Origin of the sequence: Burkholderia sp. BCC1977 (assembly GCF_905339595.1) — a bacterium.
GTDB lineage: Bacteria > Pseudomonadota > Gammaproteobacteria > Burkholderiales > Burkholderiaceae > Burkholderia.
This window is the reverse complement of sequence record NZ_CAJPGQ010000046.1, coordinates 24,352-48,256: the sequence shown is the minus strand read 5'-3', so window position 1 is coordinate 48,256 and position 23,905 is coordinate 24,352. Positions and strand designations below refer to the sequence as shown.

The 23,905-nt window shown below is 56.2% G+C and carries 14 protein-coding genes; 10 read left to right on the top strand and 4 right to left on the bottom strand.

Annotated elements, in window-relative coordinates:
• Positions 1-212: 212 nt before the first annotated feature.
• The 3 genes from U5771_RS28865 (at position 213) to U5771_RS28855 (ending at position 5,111) form a co-directional block, all read left to right on the top strand.
• The gene (locus U5771_RS28865) at positions 213-1,886 is read left to right on the top strand and encodes a site-specific integrase (RefSeq protein ID WP_322027125.1); all 1,674 of its coding nucleotides are present in this window, start codon (positions 213-215) and stop codon (positions 1,884-1,886) included.
• A gap of 1,915 nt (positions 1,887-3,801) precedes the next feature.
• Positions 3,802-4,215, top strand: coding sequence for a hypothetical protein (locus tag U5771_RS28860; protein ID WP_322027124.1), 414 nt, complete (start codon positions 3,802-3,804; stop codon positions 4,213-4,215).
• Positions 4,216-4,781: 566 nt separating this feature from the next.
• Positions 4,782-5,111, top strand: a complete 330-nt coding sequence (locus U5771_RS28855) for a hypothetical protein (RefSeq protein WP_322027123.1) — start codon at positions 4,782-4,784, stop codon at positions 5,109-5,111.
• An 868-nt stretch (positions 5,112-5,979) separates the two neighbouring features.
• Here U5771_RS28855 and U5771_RS28850 read toward each other — a convergent pair.
• Positions 5,980-6,198, bottom strand: coding sequence for a hypothetical protein (locus U5771_RS28850; protein WP_322027122.1), 219 nt, complete (start codon positions 6,196-6,198; stop codon positions 5,980-5,982).
• A 225-nt stretch (positions 6,199-6,423) separates the two neighbouring features.
• On the opposite strand from U5771_RS28850, the gene U5771_RS28845 reads away from it, so the two are divergent.
• The 5 genes from U5771_RS28845 to U5771_RS28825 all read left to right on the top strand — a co-directional run bounded on the left by U5771_RS28845 (position 6,424) and on the right by U5771_RS28825 (position 13,636).
• A complete protein-coding gene (locus U5771_RS28845) occupies positions 6,424-6,615 on the top strand; it encodes a hypothetical protein (protein WP_322027121.1) in 192 nt (63 codons plus the stop codon).
• A 61-nt stretch (positions 6,616-6,676) separates the two neighbouring features.
• Positions 6,677-7,114, top strand: coding sequence for an SET domain-containing protein (locus U5771_RS28840; protein WP_322027120.1), 438 nt, complete (start codon positions 6,677-6,679; stop codon positions 7,112-7,114).
• 53 nt (positions 7,115-7,167) lie between these two features.
• Positions 7,168-7,494 carry an H-NS histone family protein gene (locus U5771_RS28835; protein WP_322027119.1) on the top strand — a complete coding sequence of 109 codons (327 nt, stop codon included), beginning with the start codon at positions 7,168-7,170 and terminating at the stop codon, positions 7,492-7,494.
• A 914-nt stretch (positions 7,495-8,408) separates the two neighbouring features.
• Positions 8,409-11,099 (top strand): hypothetical protein, encoded by a 2,691-nt coding sequence (locus U5771_RS28830; RefSeq protein WP_322027118.1) that lies wholly within the window; start codon positions 8,409-8,411, stop codon positions 11,097-11,099.
• Complete coding sequence (locus tag U5771_RS28825; protein WP_322027117.1) at positions 11,096-13,636, top strand: hypothetical protein; 2,541 nt, start codon at positions 11,096-11,098, stop codon at positions 13,634-13,636. Before U5771_RS28830 ends, U5771_RS28825 begins: the two co-directional genes overlap by 4 nt.
• Positions 13,637-13,871: 235 nt before the next feature.
• On the opposite strand, the gene U5771_RS28820 is transcribed toward U5771_RS28825, so the two are convergent.
• Complete coding sequence (locus tag U5771_RS28820) at positions 13,872-15,827, bottom strand: UvrD-helicase domain-containing protein (protein ID WP_322027116.1); 1,956 nt, start codon at positions 15,825-15,827, stop codon at positions 13,872-13,874.
• A complete protein-coding gene (locus U5771_RS28815; protein WP_322027115.1) occupies positions 15,824-18,325 on the bottom strand; it encodes an AAA family ATPase in 2,502 nt (833 codons plus the stop codon). The genes U5771_RS28820 and U5771_RS28815 overlap by 4 nt, the downstream gene beginning before the upstream one ends.
• A gap of 918 nt (positions 18,326-19,243) precedes the next feature.
• Between U5771_RS28815 and U5771_RS28810 the strand changes: the two genes are divergently transcribed.
• Both U5771_RS28810 and U5771_RS28805 read left to right on the top strand, forming a co-directional pair.
• The gene (locus U5771_RS28810; RefSeq protein WP_155754215.1) at positions 19,244-20,248 is read left to right on the top strand and encodes a hypothetical protein; all 1,005 of its coding nucleotides are present in this window, start codon (positions 19,244-19,246) and stop codon (positions 20,246-20,248) included.
• Between the two features lie 240 nt (positions 20,249-20,488).
• On the top strand, positions 20,489-21,940 hold the full coding sequence (locus U5771_RS28805) for a PIN domain-containing protein (RefSeq protein WP_322027114.1): 1,452 nt from the start codon (positions 20,489-20,491) through the stop codon (positions 21,938-21,940).
• Here U5771_RS28805 and U5771_RS28800 read toward each other — a convergent pair.
• Positions 21,923-23,161: a hypothetical protein gene (locus tag U5771_RS28800; protein WP_322027113.1), complete on the bottom strand. Its 1,239-nt coding sequence runs from the start codon at positions 23,159-23,161 to the stop codon at positions 21,923-21,925. The genes U5771_RS28805 and U5771_RS28800 overlap by 18 nt on opposite strands.
• Positions 23,162-23,905 lie beyond the last annotated feature (744 nt).

Here is a 23,905-nt window from a genome sequence, read left to right as displayed (position 1 = left end):
GTCAGTGAACCGGCCAGGAGCGATCAATCGACAGGGAAGTAAATTGCCAATTGCGCGTCAGCAACGAAGTGAGCACGTCGGCCCTAGAAATCAGAACCCATACGGGCAATCTCCGTTATCCATGTCCCTCGATAGCGATACATATTAAAGTGCGTCTAGACCGATAATTGTTCTTACCAGTCCACCCTTGAAATTGACCTAAACTGGTGCGTATGAAAACGCGTGAAACCGAGCCCCTCCGCTTTCCCGACGACGCCGAACTGGCTGCGCTGCGCGGCTGGTACGCCGGACTCGACGCTCGAGTGGCCGTGGCGCGCTATCTGGGCGAGCGCAAGCTACCAGGGACGTCCGCGCGCGGCGTGCTCGGCCGCATTCGGGGCACGCTGATCGCGTACGCGACAAGTCGCCAGCGAACCGATCTGATCAAGGTATTCGGCGAGCGATCCGCCACGTCCGCCGACACCGTCGCACGCGCGATCGAGACGTTGCGCAACCTGCCGGTTCCGGAACCGCACATCGCCGACGCCGTCGATCAATGGTTGCCGCCCAGAGTAGTGGCGGCCCTGCGAGCGCACGGCATCCGGACGCTGGCCGAGCTGACCGTGCGGATTCCGCGTCGGCGCCGCTGGTGGACGGCGATTGCGGGACTCGGTACCGCCGGCGCGCGCCACGTCGAAGCATTCTTTGCTGCCCATCCGGCGCTGACGGAACGCGCCCGCGCGCTGGTAGCGACTCCGCCGGTGGGGCCCATCACCCCGTGGGAGCAACTGCACGTGCCGCACGAGGTCGACGGCTCGCGCGGCCAGTTTCGTGCTCCCCAGCATGTCTGTCTGCTGAAAGCCTCGAATGACTACGAGGCTGTGCAGTCGTGGTTGTCGCTGCACGAGTCGGCCGCCACTCAACGTGCCTACCGCAAAGAGGCGGAGCGCCTGATCCTGTGGGCGATCGTCGAACGCGGAGCGGCGCTGTCATCGCTCACAACCGACGACGCGATTGCCTACCGGGGCTTCCTGCGGCGGCCCACGCCGCGCGAGCGCTGGGTCGGGCCGGGACGGCCGCGGCACAGCTTTGAGTGGCGTCCGTTTAGCGGGCCGCTGTCGCCCCGTTCGTCAGCCTACGCGTTGACCGTGCTGTCCGCACTGTTCCGCTGGCTGGTCGAGCAGCGCTACGTCCTCGCCAATCCGTTTGCAGGTGTCAAAGTACGCGGCGTTGCGAAACCAGGCCTCGACATCACCCGTGGCTTTACCGAAGGCGAGTGGCAACTGATCCGGACCATAGCTGATGGGCTCGAGTGGTCGTATGGTTGGACACCGGTCGCGGCACAGCGGCTGCGCTTCCTGCTGGATTTCGGCTACGCAACCGGGTTACGCGCCAGCGAACTGGTCGGCGCAACACTCGGCGACATTCGTACCGACGATCACGGTGATCATTGGCTGCACCTCGTCGGCAAAGGTGGCAAACTCGGGAAAGTCACCCTGCCGCGCCTGGCACGGACCGCGCTCGACCAGTATCTGGTGCAGCGCGGATTGCCGGTCACGCCGGCACGCTGGAACCCGGCGACGCCGATCGTGGCCAGCCTCGAGGAAGGCGACGAGGGCATCGAGACGACGCGGCTCGGGCGTGTGCTGCGGCGATTTTTCAGACTGGTCGCCGGCACGATTCAGACCGAACGGCCGGCGACGGCGGACAAGCTACGCCGCGCGAGCCCGCACTGGATGCGACACACGCACGCCTCGCACGCGCTCGCGCGTGGAGCTGAACTGATCATGGTGCGCGACAATTTGCGGCACGCGTCGATTTCGACTACGTCGACCTATCTGCACGGTGACGGAGTGAAACGGGCTCGACAGTTCGATCAGGTGTTTGGTGGGCCCGAGCTTTCCTGATCGTAACTCATCCGAAAAAGATCCAACTTTACTTCCCATTTGAACTTAGATTACTGATTTTCAAAGGAAAAATTTCACCCGCACTGGGAAAATTCTTGAAAAATCGCCACAGTTCAAACTTTACTTCGCAATTCGCACCAACTTTACTTCGGCTGACGGTTAGGTACATTGATCAGCGGAGCAACTTGCGCACAGAGGACGACGACGTGAACGCACTTGAGGAGATCGCATCTGCACTTGTAATCGCATCGCCGGCAGAGCGCAATGCCTTTGCCCGCGTCGCAACGTCACTCGGCTCTCCTAAGCTAGTCGAACAGCTCGGTTTGGGTTCTCCGCAGTGACTCCCCTTGCAGACCCAACATCTCATCTCCTAGATGCCCGGTGCGCAAGCCACGACAAGAACGATCGAGATCGGGCGGCTTGGCGATGGAAGCATTTCTCCTAATGCGGTACGAATCCGTAGAAGCGCCGGTGCCGACCTCAGATGGGCAGGCCAGTGCTCGAGAAGGTATACAACGAGCGCGATCGCGTCCACGGTATCGGTCGGGACGATCAGCTTCAAGCGTGCCGCTAATGCTTTGCCTCTATTGTTCCGCTCAGCCCATCCCAGCAGTCGCCTTCAGGCTACCTCACCAACATAACCTGCGTGCGCCCCATCTAGCGGGACACACGATCGAAGTCACCTTGCGGTGAGCGTCGGACGCTACGGCGCAGTTCGGGCGCATGCCAAATAAAGGGGCCAATTTTGACTTTGACGATATTTGACAACGTCACACTCGGCCTCGGGGTAACGTTGGCCTATCCAGCTTGATATGATCGCGCATCCCAAATTTTCTCGCAAGAACGGACGGGATGCCTCATGGACATCGTACAGCAGTGGAATGGTTGACGGTTTCTACTGCTTGCCAATATGAAACCAGGGTGAATATTCATGAACGGCCGATTCAAATCGTGGCTAGTGGCGCTGGCCATCAGTGCCACGTGCGCTGGGATTGTAGCGTCACTAAATCTGGTGCTTGCGGCACCCGAACTGCCGCAGCCACGTTGGTTAATCGAATTTCACGCAGCATGTGCGTTCGTCGGCGGGCTCGCCCTGAGTCGTTTCATCCAGGGTACTCCAGCTTCGCTCCAAGGACCCACGTCCTCGTCTACGACCGCACAAGGCGTTGTCATGGGTAACAGAGTGGGCGTTGTGAACTTCGTCATCCCAGGCAATAGCGCATTCTTCTCGCCGGCCCGCTGCGTAATGATTCTTTGCTTTGTGCTGTGTCTCATGGCTCAGTTTATCCAGGTCGGCAAGATTGCCGACGGCGCAAACGGTTCGCTCCCTGGCAGTGCGTCACAGATGCGGCGGCTAAATACATGATTCCAATCGGTACGCGCGATCGTGATTCGTCGACAAACGCAGACAGGTCAAAAACAACGAGCAATATGCGCAGCGCGTCTATGCGACAGGTGCCTGCGATCTTACTCGTCGCGCTGGGCGTCGCGTCAATCTGCGTAGGACTCTACTGCCTGGTTCAAGCCCTCGACGCCTTCGATCTTCCGATGGCGTTCAAGGTATGGCTCTCGCGTGCAGTCGTGGCAATGGTAATTGGCTGGATTCTCCTGCACATCGGAAGCGGACGCCTTGAAGCCTTTTAGTGCCTTCGAAAATCGGAAACACGAGACTCCGATCATTTTCTGATGGTTTCTTAGCTTGCTCGAGTGGGTTCGATTTGAATGACCTGCATCGGAGATCGCTACCGCCTTCTTGGTGGCGCTCGGCACCGATCGTATCGGTCAAGGCTGTTTCACAACGCCATCGACGTCAGCGTCGGAGACCGCCGCCAGAAGCGGCCGTTCTACTTGGGGCGTGGATCGTCGACAATTCGTCCCGCCCGTATCAACCGATAGCCTCACGGGAGCATCCAACATGAGCTGGGACGTCTCGTTGTACAAATTCACCCGATATTATCGCCGAATCGAGGAAATTCCGGGCGACGAGCAGCCACGTCCGCTAGGGTCTCGTTCCGAAGTCCAAACCGCGGTATCAGATATTTTTCCAGGCACGAACTGGAATGATCTTGGCTGGGGCATCTTCTACGACGGCGCGTTCGGCTCGATCGAGTTCAACCTCGGAAATGACGATTCGGTGCGAAGCCTGGCTCTTCACGTACGGGCGAGGATAGAGATCGTTGGTGAAATTCTTCAGCTCTGCGAGCGCCTTTCCTGTCAGGCCATTGACCTTTCGAACAGTAGCTTGCTTGACCAGTCCGAGCACCCGGCCGCCGGGCTGGAGAAGTGGCGAAAATATCGCGACCAGGTCATCGGAGAGTCTCGGTGCTGAGGATTGTCGCGCACCGTCGGCACGTCGCCGCCTGTCGGGACGGCCTTGTCGGTCGGCGTGCTGCGAGTCCAGGCCGTTCGACACGATTGTCTAGACCGCCGACAATCCCTCGGACGCAAGCCCCAAACGCTGATCGACACACTTGAAAACACAACGTTCAACGGACACGAGCCACTTATGCTGATTTGGGCGCCAACACGGAAATCCCTTGATGGCGGAGGCGACAGCCTAGGCACGACCGTGAAGGTGGAGATTGAAGAACTCGAAGACGGAGTCTTTTTACTGATGCGGTACGAATCCCTTGACGCGCCATTTCCGACTTCAGATCATCTATATTTGTCAATCGACGAGGCATACGACGAATGTGATCGCGTCTATGGTATCGGTCGCGGGGATTGGCTCCAACGGTGACTGCATCCGGACCGTCGCGCGTGGTCGTCGGACGCAGTACGGCCACTAACGGCCGTTCGACAGATACCGCTTGATTGTCGACAATCAAAGTTCACAATTGTTTAGCTTGGTGTTGCGGATACACCAGACCTGTAGGCCTGTAGGCTTGAGGACTTATGGATACCGAAAAACTGGACTGGGCTGCGCCGTGGAGGCCTCTTTCGATCGAGCAAGAATCCATCGGGCTGCAACGCCAGTTGGATAGAGAACTGACCGCACAACATCCACTTTTTGGCCGTGGGGCAACGGTCACCGGCCGACGCATAGACAACGACGACATCCTCGTGGTTCTTTGCGACGGCACGCACGCCAATGTGCATCTCACCTGGGGCCTGTCAAGTGTGGACGAATTCGCAAAAGAGCATCCGACGTGGTTTGCATATGGAACGCTTGATGACTTCGTCGCTGCGATGTTGAACGACTCCCGAGATTATGGTCAAGAGTAGCGCTGGACGAACGCTTGACGTTTTACCGACAGCCTCCCACGATATGTCACACGTCTACCTGGTCATTTTTCAGTACCACGAGCCCATATCGCGAGAGCAATTTGCGGACGGCGTGATTGAGGACTTTGAGTCGACGACTGGAGTCTTCATCGAGGCGAACTCGGCAGAGGCGGCGTTGACGTGGTGCAAATCAGTCGCGCAAGAACTACTCTGCCGCTGCAATCGCAACAGTTTTTTGAATTGGGAAAGCTTCGGCTATTCGTGCTGGATAGAGCCTCAACCTGAGAAATCTCCGTGGAGCCATTGTTTGAGCTTTTTTCCGCACGTGCGAGCCGGCGAATTTCCGAATGTCGATGCAATGACTAGTGCCGCCTACCTACGCTGGCAGAATAATCTCGGTACGCCCGTTGCCTGAAATGGGACGCAACGCCGAACAATCAAAATGTCGCGCCAGCGGCAGGGTTTGGGCAATGCCAACGGCCGCTCATGATCGCCCGCGGGACCGTGTCTGACAGCCATGATCGGACGTTCGATGTCACCGTTCGGATGCCTTCGAAGATGTTCCGGCATCAGCGTTGCTCGACGCCATCCCACAGTCGGGCTTCCATTTCAGCGAATAGCTTCGACTCCAGCTCAGGTATGTATCGAGCGCGTACCAGCGACCCCGATCGAAGAGGGGCATAGACAGGCGTGCCTCACGGCACGCCCGTCCGGTTCCGCGTCGGCACCGCTTCTTTTTCTGGGTCGTTAGAGAAGTTTGTTGCGCAATCGAGCGATCGTCATCCAATTGACGAGCCGCAGAACAACCTCCGGGCCGACGCCTCGAGTGCATCGCCGGACTTGCGCCCCAGCAAGCAAACCGGTACTACTAGGTCTCCAGAAACCAGCGCACCCAATCGACACTTCGCTCGATGCCGTCGACTGTCCACGCATATGTTCCGCGCTCGGGATCGAAAAATACATCGATTACCGAGGTTCCGACCGACGCCGTGGCACCACGTATTCGTCTGGTACTACCGTCCTGATTGATGACCGTGATTCCCGCGCGAGCGGCGGCCGACAGCGCCTCTACCGTTGGTGCGTTCATGGGGACACCTTTCGATTTGGAAACGCACTGAAATAGCGCAAGCTATCAAGATAGTCGAGGAGCCGCCGTTCGGCAAAGAACCGATGATCTCCGTCTATCGATCCCACGGTCCGCAACGCGAAGTCATTCCATCCCCGAAAAGCGTTGGAGACAGGAGCCCGGCCTCTTTCTCTGGCCCATCCGCTGATAGAATCGCGTTCGCCCGCCGCCACAGCCGGAACATTCATGGATTACCGCGTCTCCTACGAGCACAGCCTGCAACAAGCGCCGGACGACTTCATCGCCCAGGTCGCCTCGCAATTAATCACCGACGTCCCTGCCAACATTCCGCGCGCCTTATTGCCTGAGTACATCGCCGAGCTGATCGTAAAGCGGTCGCCGGAGATCGCACAGATTCGCCGTCTACGCATCCTCTGATCGACGCCGCGCTTGGATCGGTTTGCTTAGGCCAGTCGCCACTATCGAAAGGGCAACAAGCATGCGACGTGTAGTAGTCAGACGATCGATAGTTCACGGGCGCGGTGTTTTCGCGGCCCAGCTCCTTCGCACCGGGGAACGCATCTTCGAATACAAGGGTGAGGTCATCACCTGGCAATCAGCGATTCGGCGTTACGAGCATCGGGACAATGACGGCCATACGTTCCTGTTCGGCTTGTCGGACGGCATGGTTATTGATGGTGGACGCGGCGGTAACAGCGCGCGGTGGCTGAATCATGCGTGCGCACCGAACTGTGAAGCTATCGAAATGGATGGCCGTGTATTCGTCAACGCCGTGCGCGACATACAGACTGGTGAGGAACTTCTCATCGACTACGCGCTCGAGGTTGACGACGGCACAACACATCACGATCGTGCCGCTTACCGCTGTTGCTGCGGCGTGTCCGCCTGCCGCGGCACCATGCTCAGCAGCACGTAAGCTCGCAGTACGCGATTACACTCGACCCGTAATCCCCTTCGAGAAAACGCATCATGAACAACCCAACGATTCGCGAGTTGCAAAAACAACTTGGTCAATTGAATCTGCTTGTCGAAGAGGCCAAGCAACGGGAAAAGCAAGCCATACTCGCCGAGATCGGTGAATACGTGAAAGAGTACGGCATCACCGAGATTGAATTGCTACGCGCCGCCGGGTTCATTCAGGCCAAGCGACAGAAAGCTCCAGCCAAGTATTACGATCCGAACTCCGGGAAGTCATGGTCCGGGAAAGGCTCTCGGCCGAAATGGCTGGAGGACAAAAACCTCGACGACTATCTCATTCGCGAGGCGCCACAGCCTTGGTGGCCGGAACAAACCTGACCGATCATCCAATCTTGACGATCGACATGTAACTCCGCAACGTGAGGGGTGTCTGGCTCTGCGAGCCGAACACACCTGAGATTGAAGCACTACTAGCGGCGCATCCGGATATTGCTGGATGGCTTCCTGGTACAAGCCCGGATACGCGCAGCCTTGAGCGACCGCGGATCTCCCCTCCTTCGGCCCTCCGACGGCGACACCGGTGAACGCTGCAAACTTACGCGAGTCCGGGTAGATGCGATTCATGTCATAGAAGGCAGGTGCGCGACGGCACCATTTACCATCCAAACATCCCCTAATCGCCCCCTTGCGGTCCATCGAAGGAGCTTTATGTCAAAGCCTCGCGGAAATTCAACATTGAATTCGGCCGCGGACGCCGTACTCGACATGGTTCACTGGCCCCTAAAGAAAATCGGGGCAATGCCGTCATTCATTTATACTGAACGGACGATTAAAAGTCGGAGCTGGCCGGCCGAGCATCAACCGACGTAAGAACAGCGGCACAAGGCATCCGATGACGGACGAACAGTCCTTTGTGGCCCTGCGGCGCCGGAAGGACCTCACGCGGGAGCGAGCAATTGACGAATCGTTGAGCCAGATGGTAGAGCTTCAAACGCGGCTCAATGCCATCCGGTGAATCTAGGAGACAGTACATGTTGCGTGCAGTGCGCAGACCGAAAACCAGTCGGCGAATTTGGTCATTCGTGCGACGTGCACCTCGTAGATCGATGAGAAGCGGAGATTGCGCCGACACTCAAGAACAGCTGTTCGATTGAGCTCAAGACTGCCGTCGATTGCAATATCAATGCAGAACACCACCGTCAATATGGCCGCGTGTGGATTGCCTTGTCCGATCTTAACGTACTCTTGCACTCAACGTACGAAAAACGCGATCATTTTCTCAGAGGACTTCTATGGCTTCGCCTCGCAAATCGACATCGAGCACCTCGACAACGATTTCAATCAACCTTGACCTGAGCGATGATAACGATATCGTCCACACAGGCGAACTTATTCAATTAGATCGCTATAACTCACTAAAGAATGAAATCGAACGCGATCTTAAAAGAGTGACAACACGCGAATGGCCGAGCGTTTATCCGGCTGGAAGTGGGCTCGTTTACTTCATTGACGGCACTCGCGGCGCGGGCAAATCTACGTTTTTGCGATCGACATTCAACGGTCTGCCGAAAGATCTTCGTGAAGAACGACTCAACATCGCCAGCCTCGCTCATATTGATCCCAGCCGTGTTGAAAGTAATGAGATCGTGCTGCTACATGTGCTAAAGGCGGTGAAGAGAGAAGTCGACAGAACTGCTCGCAACAATTACACCGTGGACGAAGATCGGCACCTAGCTGGCTTTCGCGAGTGTTTCAAGCGATTAGCAGGTGGTCTCAGCCTGTTAGCACCAGGCCACAACCCGTTGCAGGACGTAGATGCCGAACTCTTTCTTGACTGGGGCCTGGAACGCGCAGGACACAGCGCGGACTTGCGCGCTGACCTTCACAAAGTCATCGATGCGGCTTGCGGCATTCTCAATGTCGATGCGTTGATTCTGGCTTTCGACGACGCCGATACGAATTCAGAACATGCCCGGAGTGTGCTCGAGTGTATTCGAAAATATCTGGATACACCGAAACTCGTTATCTTGGTGACGGGGGACTTGGAGCTGTATTCGCTGCAGGTACGAGACATGTTCTCCGGAATGCTCCACCGGAACAGCACGAAAAGTGATCTAGATGGGCAGCGCGTATCTCAACGCATCCGAATGCTCGATCATCTGGAAGATCAATACCTACTTAAACTATTTCCAATCCGGCGGCGAATCCAACTCAGGCCGCTTTGGAATCTGATAAGTGATAGCGAGACGCGGCAGGAATCCGTTATCCAGTACAAACTGGTCTGCAGTTCTTGGGACCGCGAGCGTGAGGTAGATTCTGTAATCGCTGAATTAGTCCGACGGAGTCTTCGTATTCGTGACTTTCGCGATGTCGCGCTTTATCGCGAATTCCTGCTCAAGCAGCCGCTCCGTTCCGTGCTTCAGCTTCTTTCACGAGCTGCTACACATCTCAATCCGCGGGACGAAGGAAGTCAGCAGCTTATCAACTGGTCTCCAGAGCTCTCCAATGCATTAAGCGAAGGTTTGCGGTCGGTAGCTCTCGGCAGCCTTTACAAGTTTGGCGTTGACGTGGACGCCATCGCGGCACGCGAGTTACCCGCATTGATCGAAGCGGTGTTCGATCTCGCCGTTCGAGAGGGCGATCTCGATACCGCCGCCTATTTGCGGCCTCAGCCGAGTGATCTGGGTCTGCGCAACAGCTTCGCATCGCTTTCTTCGGAGGTCGCTGCGTTCTGCGCAAGAAGGCCGGACGCGATCGTTCAGTACATGTTGGCGGGACCAGGAAGCGTCGCGCTTTATGGGCAGGTGGCGCCCACGCGGGACCATGAAAGTCTAAACGAACACAACCGGCGGACGCTTTTCAAGCAATACGTGGGCATTGGTCGAAAGGAAGATTCGCTCAACTGGGCCCGCCACGCGGCGGTGGTGTTCACCTCTCGCTTCTCGACTAATTCGAGAGTGCCAATCGTCAGCTTTGGCGTGATTGGGCTAAACAAACGCAAGCCGAAGAACGTGCCGCCAAATGTAGCAAACAACTACGGAACCGTGGCTCAGAGGCTCGCCGAAATCAGGCGTGAGCATATGCCCCAACCCGTGTTCGCACTCAGTTTGATCGATATTTCTGGTGTCAGCTCCCGAACTCTTGCCTCTATCTATAACGTGTTGGGCATCATCGAGCGGTTACTGAGCTTGCAGGATGATGACATTACACTGAGAAATGTACTTGGCATTCTCGCCAAACCTTATCCTTCCCTCAGCGTTTCCCGCCCTGAGTGGGAAGATAATCAACCTACAGGCTCCGACGATGATGAGGGGGACGATGACGGAGAGGGACATGAAAGGAACGATGATCCTGACATCAGTCGCTACAGTGAACTGAGTCACTTGAGTGAAAGTACCTTGGAATGGCTAAAAGACGTTCAAAAACTCAAAGGTTCCATCACCCCTTCATCCATCTTTATTGGAAAGATTTGGACGAGGCTCTATTTCAGCCTTGAGAAGGTCTCTAGTGATCGACGCGGAAAAATCGGCGCAGCAAGCTTGATGGAGCTCTTCGCATTGTGCGTGATCAATGCGTTCATGGTCGAAGAACTGGACCACCATTTACATGCCGGCATGGATTCGCATGACGAACTTGAATCCGTTGACCGAACTAATCCATTGACGTCGCCCGACACTTTCGCATCCAAGCTGAAGCATCGTGCGGTCAACCGAACGCGAACACCGCTTACGGCCCTGATTGCCACATGTCCGCTGATTCTCGGGTTGCTGAACGCAGAGCGCGATTATGCAGAGGGTATTGCCAAGCTAAAAAGATCGGAATTGGATATCGTCTATCACCGTGGACGAAAGACCATCATGGCGTCACATGAAGAAGAGCTGCGTCAACAGGCATATAGCGACATCCGGGGAATGTTTTGCGATGAAACTACGTGGGCTCTGCTCGATCACGTCTACATCTCAGGATGGTCGCTTAAAGCATGAGTGATGAGACCAGCTCTGTGGTCGCGCTGATTGCGACCACGCTATTGTCGAGCCACAAGGTTCTAGATCTCGTGACCGGCTCGTTGTTCTCGGAAGACATGAGCAGCTCTGCACTGCGCGAGGCGGTCTATCTGGGATACCGCCCGTGGGCTACGCGATACCCGGACCATGTCTTCGAAAGCTCATGGCAACATTTGACCCGACGAGTCGGCGGAACGAGCGAGCGATGCATGCTGTCGGTAGTTCTGAAGGCGTTGGCAGACGAGTTTCTTGAAATTCGCCACGGCGAGGTCAGTGTCAAGCGCGCCAAGTTCGGCGCGTGGCAGCAAAGCGTCTTGAGTCGCGTGAGTGGCCTCCCTGTTTTGGGTGCTTTTTGGGCAACCCATGTATCCGTTAATGAACGCGACTCTCATCAGAGTCAGACGGAGTACACGACGAGTTCACGTAAAGACGACTGGAGGCGAGAATTATTGCCGATTCTGCTGCCACGCGACGCCGTAATCGAGGATTACGTTGCTCGCGAGGGTCTGCACGAGACTCATCTACACCTGAACGGCAGCACTCACGCGGAACAGTGCTGGTTGCGTGCATTAAACGCCCCGAAGGCGGAGACGCGCGACTTCAATAGCAGGTGGATGGCAAAATCAAATCGCGAAGCTGCTCGCATCCGTGAACTTGCACACTCAGTCAATCCCGCGCTTACGCCTGCCGAGCTCTACAGACAACTAGTCGCGGCGAAACATCTCAGGCAATGGCTCGTTGCGCTCGCGACTGACAGTGTCCCGCTGGGAACGAGACTGCCAACGCGCTATGCCGATTTCGTTGATCATCCTCTCAGATACGAATCGGCTCCGCCCTCATGCGATTCATCACTTGGCCTATCTTCTACAACACGTGCTGCAGACGAAATCCGCTGGATCAAATTGATTCTTCGACGAATAGCTCAAAGGCCTGACGTATGCATCGAGCGCATGCTCCATTGCTACCTATTGCTGCAACAGCAGTACTACCGGTTGCTCGTGCAGAGCGAGGAGCAGTTCGGCTTTGAGCAGTTCCAGAAACTGACCTATACAGACCTGCGCGAGCCGGCCGAGAAAAGTTACCTCGGTCGGTTTCTGATGATGCACGGTGACAATCAGGCATTCAGCCGGATCGGGTATCTCGAAGGCCGTTTTGCTCCGAAGACTACCATCGAAAAGAATGCGGAAATTCTTCATGCCATCCTGTTTGGCTATAAGCGCTATCTTCGGAACGAATGGACACAAAGATCCAGCTATACAGGCGGGACGACGTCGTTGAATGCATTGCTTCAGGAACTCGATGAAGAGTTTGTGGGGCGCACACCGCTCGATCGACGTCATCATCGACTAGCGCTGGTCGCGCACTTCATCAAGAAGCCATGGTCTCCAATGCCCGCGCATAAGTCTGGCCCCTACCGATTCTTCAGGCAAAGGGCGGAACTTCGCCGTAGTGCACAAGTATTGCTTGCAACATTGAACAGGTGGCCGCGTCTCAAGATCTGGCTTCGCGGTATCGATGCAGCGGCTAACGAGTTAGATGCGCCACCGGAAATTTTCGCGAGCTGTTTTCGCATTTGTCAACGCGCAGGGCTGTCGCGACGCAGCTACCATGCCGGGGAGGACTTTCCGCACCTGTTGTCGGGGTTGCGACATATGAACGACGCGCTAACGCTGCTAGATCTTCGCGATGGTGACAGAATCGGTCACGGGACGGCGATGGGTATCGCCCCTCAACTCTGGATCGACAGGATGCCCAAAACAATAGTCGTTCGTCGGGGCGACTGGATGCTCGATTTGCTGTCGACATGGCAATTCTTGAGGAGGATACCAGGCGCAGATGCCCTTGCAGAACGCGTTTCCAACGACTTGCTCAAGATTGCCAGCGATGTATTCCGACGTGATGTAAGTTGCGCGGCGCTAGAACGCGCCATGAGTTTTCGCCATCTGAGTGCTTATTTCATTTGTGCCTCGCGTGACGTATCCTGGCAGTGGCAATCAGCTTCCCTCAGCGATAATTGGAGGATGGAAGCCCAACTCGTGCACAGTGCTCGACAGAGTAACGACGGGGACGTCGAGTTGTTGTGGGAGTGGTTGAGTGATCGCAAAATCTGGGAACGCAGCGAAGGATCTGAAGAGGTGAGTGCGTCCTATTTGGATGCACCAACATACGTTCGGCTTCAACAAGCGTTGATGCGAAAGGTGGCTGAGCGCGGGGTGATCATAGAAACCCTTCCTTCTAGCAATGTCAGAATTAGCCAGTATCAAACGTTTTCCGAGCACCACGCTCTGCGCTGGATGCGAGTTCCGGGGTTTGTAATGGATGGAGATCCCGAGATCATGGTATCACTTGGCTCGGACGACCCCGGAATATTTGCTGGCGATCTGAGCGGAGAATTTTATCAACTCTATTCTGCGCTAAGAAATCAATCGCTCGGCGACAGCCTCTCTCTCGCTTATCTCGCCCCCTTGAACGAGCGTGGACGCAAGTACCGTTTCCACGATATGCGACTCGGATAACCGCAAGGCGCGATGGGGCGAAGAACCGAGGGCTCGAAATGCCTGGAATATGCTGCGTGGTTCGTCAATACCGTTCCGCTTGTACTCCGCAACCCATCGCCACAAAACGCTCCGCCCCACACCGTGAGTCTGGACCAAAGCTCGGAAGCTTATTCCTCCTCCGACCCAATACGGCTGGACTACTGGCACGTATCGACGCGATGCGTTCCGCTATCAGGTTACTCCGGAACAGCGACTACTCCAAAGCAGATACCTCGTTAGCGGCAAACCATTCTGACAGTTTGATTGCGTCAAGCGCCGCAGTCGGGTTCTTTGCCCACAGAACCAGCGCGAGGCTTTCCTCTGCTCGGCTACAGGTGACGTACAGAAGTCGCAGAGTCCGATCGATGATGGTCTCGTTTCCCTCGTCGACATTCTCGCGGTCATTCGAACTCAACTCCTCGGCACCGAAAAGCTTGTCGTAAGAGAACAGCGAGCCACCAGCTTCCTCATCGTCCATGACGACCATCACGTGCTTGAACTCGGAGCCCTTGACGACTTGGTGAGTCGCAAGTTCCGCGTCTCCGCTAAGATAGGCGCGGTACCGAGCAATCTGTTGCCAAGGCGTGCGGAAGAGAGCGCACCATCCGCGCCGGCGCCGATCCTCCTTTGCTTCCTTGCTTCTGGGTTTCGGTTCTGGCGGTGGAGGCGAGGTGTCGCCGTATGCCTGGACTAGACGGGGGTCCGCATCGAATATCCCTCCTTCCACGACCGGCCCCAATACATCTCGGACCGTCGTTTCCGGCGTAGAGATGACGCCCGCGAACTTCACGACTGCCGCATGGAGCTTATCCAAGGCGGCTTGACGTTCAGCGCTGGCCTCCGGCAGCTTTGCAAGGGTTCCGTGCCGGCGCAGCACGTCAACCGCAGCGAACTCGTTCAGCGAACCGTCTGCTTGCAGACACTCGGCGAGTTCGAGCATTGGGCCAAGCAGCGGCCGAACCATCGCCGGACCCGTCCGCTCACCGTTGCTCTTAGGCATCGCGGCGTCCTTGTCCAGCAGGTCCATCGCGCTATACGCATCGAAAAAGTCGCCGCGCTTGGCGGCCAGCTTGTGCTCAAGCGCTAACGTCTTGTAGCCGCGCGTGCCATCTTGCCAGGCAGCGCAGCCAGTCTCCGCAGCCATGGCGAGGGCACAATCCGACTCCCTCCTGATCTTCTCGGCCGTGCTCGTCTTGGTATCGCCAACGAAAAGGCGCACGGTTCCGCCGTTTTTCTCCGTCCGTGAATGCTGAGGCACGCCAGTCTTGGGCTGAGTACGGCCTTCAATATCCGCGTCCCAGATTTTGTTAATGAGCTCGACGATGCGTTGCTGACTGCGATGGTTCATCTGCAGCGCGGGGCGTGCCCAGTCCTCCGGTACGTGCGAGGGCAGATCGTCGTGCCCGTCGGGATAAATCCGCTGCCGATGGTCGCCCAGGAGTCCGAGCGTAATGCGTCCGGGACGGCTCATCGAGAGCTCGAACAACGCGTCAAGTACACTTTTCATCGTGTCCTGCGATTCATCGATGAGGATGAGAGGGTGTCGGTCCTCAAGGATGCGCTGCAACGTTGGTCGCTCACGAATGAGCCAAGCTGTCACATGTAGAACGTCGGTGTGCGAGAGCGCGCCTTGCCCGTAGGTGTTGCGGTCCGGATGATAGATAAATGCATCGATTTTCCGGATTTCTTCAGCCTTCGCTTCGATCTCTGCGTACTTCTCCCGGTCCCTATCAGATTCCCCCTTTGCCTTGCTTAATGCCTTGGCCTTGGCAGTCGCAAGGCTCTCAGCATTGCGAGCGAGCAGGGCATCTCGGATATCTTCGTCGAACCCCTTGATGAATTCCCAGCAGAAGGCGTGGATGGTCGACACCGCAGTCAGGTAATTCTCGCCGAGTCGGCCATTGACGACAGTGGTAGCGTTGTTGGTATACGTGATGACGCGCACCGATTGCCCACGCGACCGAAGCCGGGCTGCGTATTGGTCACCCGCGTCATGCTTCACTACTCCTGTGATTCGGCGCAAAACTTCAACCAACGTTCTGGTCTTCCCCGACCCGGCGCCAGCGAACAAGAAAAAGCTGCGAGGTGGAGTCGCCGTAACGTAACCGCAGATTTCTTCGACTACGTGAGCATCGCGGTCGTTTCCGAGAGATTCCGGTGCGGCGCTCACGCGGTCTCTCCGGCTGTGACGCTAAGTTGACCACTCAGCCAGGCGAGTGCGTCAGCGATGTATGTAGGACATGCCAAGGCTTGCCCAGCGTTCAACCGTTCAAACAGTGTTGCCGCGAAATCGCCCTTGCTGAAGTTCCCGTGCAGCATCGCGTGAAGTTCCTTAAGAAGCTCCGTATGGTCGGAGTGGTCGAGCACGAGACCTATCACCTTGCCGAGAGTGCCTCGGTGATCCTTCTTCTTGCCGGACACGGAATCCTTCTCTTCTTCCAACGCTTTAAACCAATCGATGTTGGTCAGGACGAGTGCATCCTCGAACGAGCTAGGCCATTGATCGCTCGCTGCGGCAATAGGAAGCTGCCACGCGAAGCGGACTTTTACACCCGAGCTAGAGACCCACTCCAAGTGCGCGGGCGTTGGCTTCCCATAAGCGTGGAAATCCGCCAGTTTCGGGTGCCACGAGGTCAGCGTGTCATTCCCACACTCGAGGTCTGCTTGACCTGTGATATGTACCGCCGCTCGCACAACACGCCCGCCTTTGTTCGTGGTCGGCACCACGGGGTCCAAGTCGGTGATAACAGCCGTTGGAATCCCCAGCCGCTCTACCAGCGGCCTGAGGCGGTGCGCGTGACTGCCCCCGATATCAAGGAACGATACGTACTTTTTGGCAAGCTCGGGGAAGTCGCGCTCGATAAAAAGCGGCACCAGCATGCGCTCTGCAGTGCCCTCCACAAAAATGGCAGCGTCCGCGAAGAGGAGGTCCGTGTGTTGGACCTGAAAGTAGCGCTCGGCGAACGTCCTGGTTTGGATGTCGTCGCCAAAGGCGTCGCCGAGATTGACGACCTCGCTACTGGGTCTAACGCCCGCCCCGGTACTTGCTATCCGTTTTACATATCGCAGACGTGTGAAACTGTCCCCGTGGGCTAGATGGCTTGAGTGCGTGCTGATGAGCAATTGGCTGCGAAGATTGCTATGCACGGGCTCCTTTGGGCGGATGAGTTCGTGAGCATTCGACGAAAAGTTGCGTTGAACCTGCACGTGCAAATGGGCTTCGGGTTCCTCTACCATTACAAGGTGAACCGCCGCTGGAGAGCCCTGCGGGGGATTGAGGCGCGCGGCTCGAAAGGACACGAGCATGAAGCTCAGCGACTGCAAATTCTGATAGCCAAGCCCAATAGAATGCTCCGGCAACGACTCTTCGACCGCCGTCTCGTCTAGGCGATACTGGACCGCGGTGCTGTGTGCGAGAAGGTCGGCAGTCTGAATGCGGGTACGGAAGTGAAGTTGCTGCGGGTCATGCAGTCCCGGATACCCTAGAACTTCCACGTCCTCCATCGCCGGTCTGAGCGCCTTGTAAATCGAATCGTCAAGCTCTGCTTGAGCCCTTGCAATAGCTGCCACCAGATCCTCGCGATTACCATGGCCGGATGGTGCAACGTTCAAGTGTTGCCGGGCAAATTTCAGAAGCTGGCTTGAGAACAGCCCGGGGCGCGTGCTCGCCGACTCGGATCTCGTTTCGTCGTCCTCCGCACCAAGCCCCCGTTGCGCCGGCACAAAATCCACACGGACGAGCTTGCGCAGAAGTTGCAGTTCCACCGGCTGCGAACCAGGCGGCAGTTCTTGTAGGCCACCGCACGGCGTCGTTGCTAAGGGCCCCTTCGCAGGGTCAAGGCGGTAAGCGGCAATGCGGCGCAGGTCCGCGGAGTACCTCAACCAGTAATCAAGCAGATCCATCGGCCACGCGTGGCCATCCTTCGGAAGCTTCCGCACTGGGGAGCGCGCTTCTCGGTAGCGCCAAGCCAGCTTCCGCAACTCATCTGCGTCTGCCACAGGTTCGAGTCGTACCCGCACGCCAACTGCACCGCCATGCCATTTCAGCGATGTAATGAAGGGGGCAACATAGTTGTACGCGCCTTCCTTAGCGTCGAACCAAAGATCAATGAACGGCATACAACCTAGAAGCTGCCGATACTGCTCCTCCCATCTTTCCGCATCCTTTGACTCCGTCGTGGGGTCCTCGTCCAGCGCCTCCCACAGTTCGCTCAGTTGCCGCAATTTCGCCCACTGCGAGAGACTAATGTCGAAAGCGCGGAAGCCTGGCGAGTCGCTGAGGAAGTTGCGAAGAACGGTGAGAAGAGATGTCTTGCCGCTGTTGTTGGCGCCCACCAGGATAGTGGTGGCATCATCGAGCTCAAGGCGGGTCTTTGCCAAGCGTCGGAAATTACAGACTTCGACGCAAGCAAGCCGGATCGGTGAATCGCCCGGAAGCGCTTCTGTTTCGGCAGGCGGCACTGCCAGTGCACTTGGGGCGGAACTCGACGCCGGGTCCATAGTGGTGGAATCAGCAGAAACCTCGGGAATGTCCATGGCACCTTCTCGTGCAGCCGCCCGCTCGTCGGGGGCGATGGTTGTAGTGGTTGAGGGGAACCTGTCCGAATTTTTATGGGTGAGGCGATTGAACAGTGCATTATCCACGCGCCTACATACAAACTGGTTCATCGCCGATTTCCAGTCGAAGGCAGCACGTACCGTCTTGGCGAGTCCGCTACCGCCGTGCCAATCTTGTTCCCTAGATTCGGGTTCTTCGCAGCGGCGAACTAAATCATCAATTCCCCGACTTCAGCAATCACCTTCCTCGGAACCTTGTTTGTGTTCCCGGGCAATGCGACAAAAAACATTGCTGGGCTGCCCCTGTCGCCATCACTCTGCGCCGGTGCGTAGTGATGTAGCTTGTGCGACGTGAAGCATTCGCTCTTGAGCCCACGGGTAGCGTTACGCCGGTCGAACCTCAACCGGATCATTGACTCCTTCTACGTGGAGTAGGTACCGTCCGCCCTCCTGTATTACCTTGGCTCGCGGCATGTATGCGTAATGGTAGTGGTACTTGTATTCAGCTTGCCGCCACTTACGGCCGCCGTAGAACTCAAAAATGGTGTCTCGATTCTTGAAACCCTTAAAGCTTCCTTTCAACTGCCCCTCGGCAACTATCATATTCCCCCCTAGCCAGCTAGAAACCCGACTCGTGGCTTCGGCTATACATGCGGCTGTTCCATTTGGCCCAAAACCGCCGCCACCAGAAACCGATCTTAAGCGAGGTGAAGTCCGGTGAACAAAAGGAAGAGAAGTACAGGAAAAGCGCCGCCCCCGGCTATCCTTACGACAGTCTTCCTAGGGCATCGTACTCGGAATGGCGATCACGAGCAATTGTTCGACATCTTGATCTAGATCATCGACAATCGGTCGTCATGCGCCAGCCACGCATGCGACTTGGCCGGAGGTTGAGGGCGACCGCCCTACAGCTCGAAGGTCCATCGACCGCTGATATGAATACTCAGGACTGGTGTATCGCGCAGGGGCCGGCTCGGGCTTGTCTATGCGTGACACACCGACATTAACCCACTACAACCACAGCAGAGCATGGCTACATTAACCAGTTTTTCGGATTTTAAGATCGCTCGCAAGGCGCATGGCTGGTTCACAACCCGATTCCCACGCATTGTTTCCATTTGGACCACAATCGGACTTTTACTGTACGTCATCTTGCGTTTTTGGCCGAACGCAACACTACAGGTCGCTGATAGCAATTTGCTGAGCGCAGAAACAGTGAAGGGAATTGCCGATCCTCGGCTCTTTGTCTATCTGATTGCTGCGTGGGGAGCTTTTCAGGTTTTGATTCGCGGGGGTATGTCCGCTTTGAACACCGACGATGAGGATCGAAGAAAGGTCGACGCATACATGGACGGACTGTTCGACGAGATTTCCTCCGCAGCAACCCACGGCGGTTGCGTCACTGTGCTGGCTCTGATACTGGAGCACTGCGGTCTCGCGACCGCTGCCCCTGCGCCAACCATCAGCGCCAACGTGAGCGTGGGCCTGATTTTATTGTTTTTTATGGGTGCAATAGTCACGTTTGATGTCGGCAATACTGAGAGACTTGTCTCGATCAAGCATAGAAAGTTCAAAATTCACTTCTCAAATCTGAAAGACGGCGACAGAGTTCTACAAATACAGACGGTGGGTGGAAGCGTCTCAAAGCCAATTCCTCCCGATTATGAACTTTGGGGGACTAGGCATTGGCCGGAAATGGAAGCAAGTAACCAATTCTACCCAGTCATGAAAGCGCGAGTCTTTTATGTCGACAGGGAGGACTGGGTCGGTCGTGTATTCTGTCTAAAATCACATCATTGGGAAATGCAGGACTTCTTTTTCGGCGGCGAACCGAATCACCCGCGCATCCTGGAAATGTGGCTCGTTGGACCCAGTGGCAAAATAGTCTTCGAAACGGGAGCACGCCAAGGGAGAATGTTTAACGAACTCCGTGACTCTGCAAAATTGCCGTTCAATCAATGGCCAACACCTGCTTTAACCGCGGCACCCAACGACACAGTTCGACGCGCAACCTTACGTGTCGTAAGGAAGTAGACCTCGAGCCTACGTCGAAATGCGACGCGCCCGACATCACCGATCTGATCACTTGAGACTCTCGCCGTGGATCGGACAGATCGGTCATCTCCGGATTCTCTGACGAAGGGAATCCGGCAGTTTCTGCTTCGATCCATACAAAGACGATCACTGGATATCGTAAGATCGAAGCACGGGATCTTAGAACCATGCCGATATCCTATCGCTCCAAAGCTGAGGCGGCCAACCCTTGCACATGTCATGCACATCTTTGTACCGGACACCAATTTTTTCCTGCAATGTCTTGATTACCAAACGCTCGACTGGTCGTTGGTGAGCAAGGACATTGACGTTACGGTCGTAGTGCCGCGCGCGGTCCAGCGCGAAATCGACCGCCACAAGGACGGCGGCAATGCCCGCCGGGCATCCCGAGCGCGCAAGGCTTCTGGCCTGTTTGCGCAACTTCTCGATTCAGACGACAACCGGATCACTACCATCGTCCGCAATTTCACCGTCAGCGTTGAACTACTCATGCCGAGAATCAACGCCCAAGACTTTCCGGAATTGGACCTGCAAAATCCAGATGATCTGATCGTGGCGGAAGCACTGTGGGTAAAGCGGCGAAATGCAGGTGTTCAGGTAACGTTCCTCTCGAATGACACGGCGGCACTTGTGACCGCCAAATCGCAGCAGCTTTCCTTTCAGCGCTTACCAACACAGTGGAAGCTTCCGCCCGAAAAGGACGAGCGCGATAAGACGATCGAGGAGCTGCGCAAAACGGTCGCGCGCCTGTCCAGCGTACATCCCGAACTTACCTTCGCTGTGGTCGATATTCCGGACAACCGGATCGCGGCAACAATCACGTTGTTTCCGGCGCTGACGAGATCAGAAATTGAAACGCTAATGGATGAGATCGGGACAATGTTTCCGATGGAGAGCGACTTTCCGCAGGAACCGCCCGCGCGCCATCGCGATGACAAGTATTCCGGCCTTGTAAGATCGCTCAATCTCTATCAAGAATGGAAGCCCGCGAGTGCGCAGGAGATCGATTACTACCAGAAGAAAGCCTATCCGGAGTGGCTGCGTCAGACTCGATCCACACTCGAGAACATCCATCGCCCGTTGAACGATGGCTTGTACTCAACCATGACACTTGTAATCGGGAATGCCGGGCAACAGCCTGCGAAAAATCTGCTCATCTCGTTGCAGGCGGAAGGTGCGATCGTCTTCGGCAAACCCGCAAGCAATGACGACCACGGCAACGACGATCAAGACAAGCCATTGTTCACCACGCCGCCGACGCCTCCAGCTGGCGCGTATGTCAATATCGCGGATCGCTTCATGGCACTCCACGCTATGTCCGGTGCCCTTTCCCCCAACCTCCAACACCGTTTGCCGACACTGAGGGATGCGTGGGCGAAGCAAAGACGCGACCCGAACAGCTTTTACTGGAAAACTCACCGCCCGACAGAGGAAGCAACGGAATGGACGCTGGAATGCGACGAATTCCGGCATCAGCACGAACCCCATGCCTTGGAGATAACGTTCCGGCCTAGCACTATCGGCCAAGGTACTGTGACGGGCGCCATTCGCTGCCAGGCGCATGCCTCGAACTTGCTGGAGCGCGTTGAGCTAGTTGTTCCAGTGCGGATTCTTGTCGAGCAAGGCGACACCTTGGACCAAGTCCGCGAAGAGTTATTTCGCCTGCGCTGAGCTGTCAACAATACCCCACGACTCCGACTTGCCGCGTCGCCGCCCTCTTCTGCTCGCCTCGATCTTCGGCGGATGACTCGGCCAGAATGAGCGATGCTTCTCAGGCTTCACCATCCCGATATAGAAGTCCGGCTTCGTCACGTACGGCACGACTTTCGTCCTGAGAATCCGCAGCTTCTCATCCGAATACCGGATCGAGCCAATACCGCGCTCCCTGTAACTCGCCTTGTTACAGTTGTACGCGCCGCCCTTACCATTCGTGATCGTGTCCCGCCACTGATCACAGATCGTCTCTGTTACCGAGATGTCCTCGCCGACGACATCACCATTGAGGATCACGATGACGTGGAAGTGGTACGTCTTGTCCAGGCCGTATTCCGCTTTGATCGCGAAGCCCATGCCCTTGCACGCACCCGGCCGAAGCCTCTTTTTCAGTTCCTGCTTGAGAAAGCGTCTCAGCGCTACCCGATGTCGCCTCACTTCGTCGTAGGTAATCGCCAACGCTCCCGAAAGTTCCGGGTCGCAATAGTACTGCGCATACCCGAGATCGAACCGCAGTATCGACAGATGGTGGTTCACATTCATGCACGCGAGAATGAGCGACCACAGCGTCTGTTCGTTCTCACCCGGCTGCCGCTCGAATGCCCTCTTCCAATCCCGGAAAGCGTCGCTATTTCCCTCTCGAAGAATCTCGTTCACGATTTCGTTGAGGCTCTCCACGAACAGAGCCAGTGCCTCATCCGGCCAGAAGTTTCTATCGAGAAAGCAAAGCCACCGCTCTCTGGCGAATACGTTGAATGGTGCTGTCCCGCTCTCGAGTCTAATCGCTCGCGTCGCTGCTCTTCGGAATACATCGAAGTACCGATTGTGTTTTCCAATAGCGGGATACTCGTCGATCACACGATCCAGATCCATTTGCAGGCACTTCAGCAAGCACTCACCGAGCTGACTGGATTTGATGCTCAGCGTATTGGGTCGGACCTCAGGGTTCACTCTCACGGGAACCAAATGGAACAGCTGACGGTTGCCGAGCATTACCCTCCTCACGCACTCCGTGATGTAGTCAACGTCACTGGCAATGCTTCCCTCATGCGGTCCGTAGACGGACTCGACCTTGTCTCCTTTCAGATCGAAAAGGAGAGTCTGATACAGCTTGATCGTCTGATCCTCGTCCTCAAGCGGGTGGCGGTCGAAGCCGTTCGCTTCATTCTCGATGTTCATTGTCTGTCCTGAGTCGCTAGGTAATTGGGGTGTCGTCGATTCGACGGATCGACTCACGGGAATTGTTGAGAGAGCAGGCCTATCGCAGGTGCACTGCTCCTCCCTAGCATTCAGGACAGCAGTAAAAAATACCCTAACTTGACACAAGGAGACGACTCCAGCTGATCCATCGCTTACTGTCGGTCTATGATGAGGCCCCTATGATGAGAAGTCGTAATCGACACCGGGAGGGAGTCAGTCATGTACGGGAATGGGGGTGTGCTAACTCGTTCTGCTCTGGGTAGATGTGTCTACGCTAACTCGTCTGCTATGTTTAGAGACGATATAACAACGTTCCAATCCGGAATTCATAAAGAGAATAAACATTGGTACACGGAGGGACCTCGAACCGAAGATCCCGGCCGGCACGAGCCTTTCTGTTTTCTATAGCACGACGAGTTAGCGTTCCAGGATCGTATGTTCTCAGCCAGCCAACGAAGGCGAATTCAAGCTCCACTGATTTGAATAGTCCGGGCCGCCTCTCAATCCGACCTCACACTCCCGTTGCCCCAAAGTAGCGACTCTTCCGACGCTCGACGTCTTTGATTGATTGAACCAAAAGCACGAGGGCAACGGCCTACACCTGGACCTCAGGATAACGCGGCGCCCCGCGCGCACGTCTCAGGCGATGTAGCATATCCCATATCGTGAAACGTTTTGGATATGTCATTGATTTCTAGCACTATAAGCGCATCCAGTGCCGAT

Bases quoted from the DNA above. Each gene is read 5' to 3' on its own strand.
- U5771_RS28850 (WP_322027122.1), bottom strand. From the start codon at position 6,198: ATGAACGCACCAACGGTAGAGGCGCTGTCGGCCGCCGCTCGCGCGGGA.
- U5771_RS28835 (WP_322027119.1), top strand. From the start codon at position 7,168: ATGAACAACCCAACGATTCGCGAGTTGCAAAAACAACTTGGTCAATTG.
- U5771_RS28865 (WP_322027125.1), top strand. From the start codon at position 213: ATGAAAACGCGTGAAACCGAGCCCCTCCGCTTTCCCGACGACGCCGAA.
- U5771_RS28840 (WP_322027120.1), top strand. From the start codon at position 6,677: ATGCGACGTGTAGTAGTCAGACGATCGATAGTTCACGGGCGCGGTGTT.
- U5771_RS28855 (WP_322027123.1), top strand. From the start codon at position 4,782: ATGGATACCGAAAAACTGGACTGGGCTGCGCCGTGGAGGCCTCTTTCG.
- U5771_RS28825 (WP_322027117.1), top strand. From the start codon at position 11,096: ATGAGTGATGAGACCAGCTCTGTGGTCGCGCTGATTGCGACCACGCTA.
- U5771_RS28830 (WP_322027118.1), top strand. From the start codon at position 8,409: ATGGCTTCGCCTCGCAAATCGACATCGAGCACCTCGACAACGATTTCA.
- U5771_RS28810 (WP_155754215.1), top strand. From the start codon at position 19,244: ATGGCTACATTAACCAGTTTTTCGGATTTTAAGATCGCTCGCAAGGCG.
- U5771_RS28800 (WP_322027113.1), bottom strand. From the start codon at position 23,161: ATGAACATCGAGAATGAAGCGAACGGCTTCGACCGCCACCCGCTTGAG.
- U5771_RS28815 (WP_322027115.1), bottom strand. From the start codon at position 18,325: ATGAACCAGTTTGTATGTAGGCGCGTGGATAATGCACTGTTCAATCGC.
- U5771_RS28845 (WP_322027121.1), top strand. From the start codon at position 6,424: ATGGATTACCGCGTCTCCTACGAGCACAGCCTGCAACAAGCGCCGGAC.
- U5771_RS28805 (WP_322027114.1), top strand. From the start codon at position 20,489: ATGCACATCTTTGTACCGGACACCAATTTTTTCCTGCAATGTCTTGAT.
- U5771_RS28860 (WP_322027124.1), top strand. From the start codon at position 3,802: ATGAGCTGGGACGTCTCGTTGTACAAATTCACCCGATATTATCGCCGA.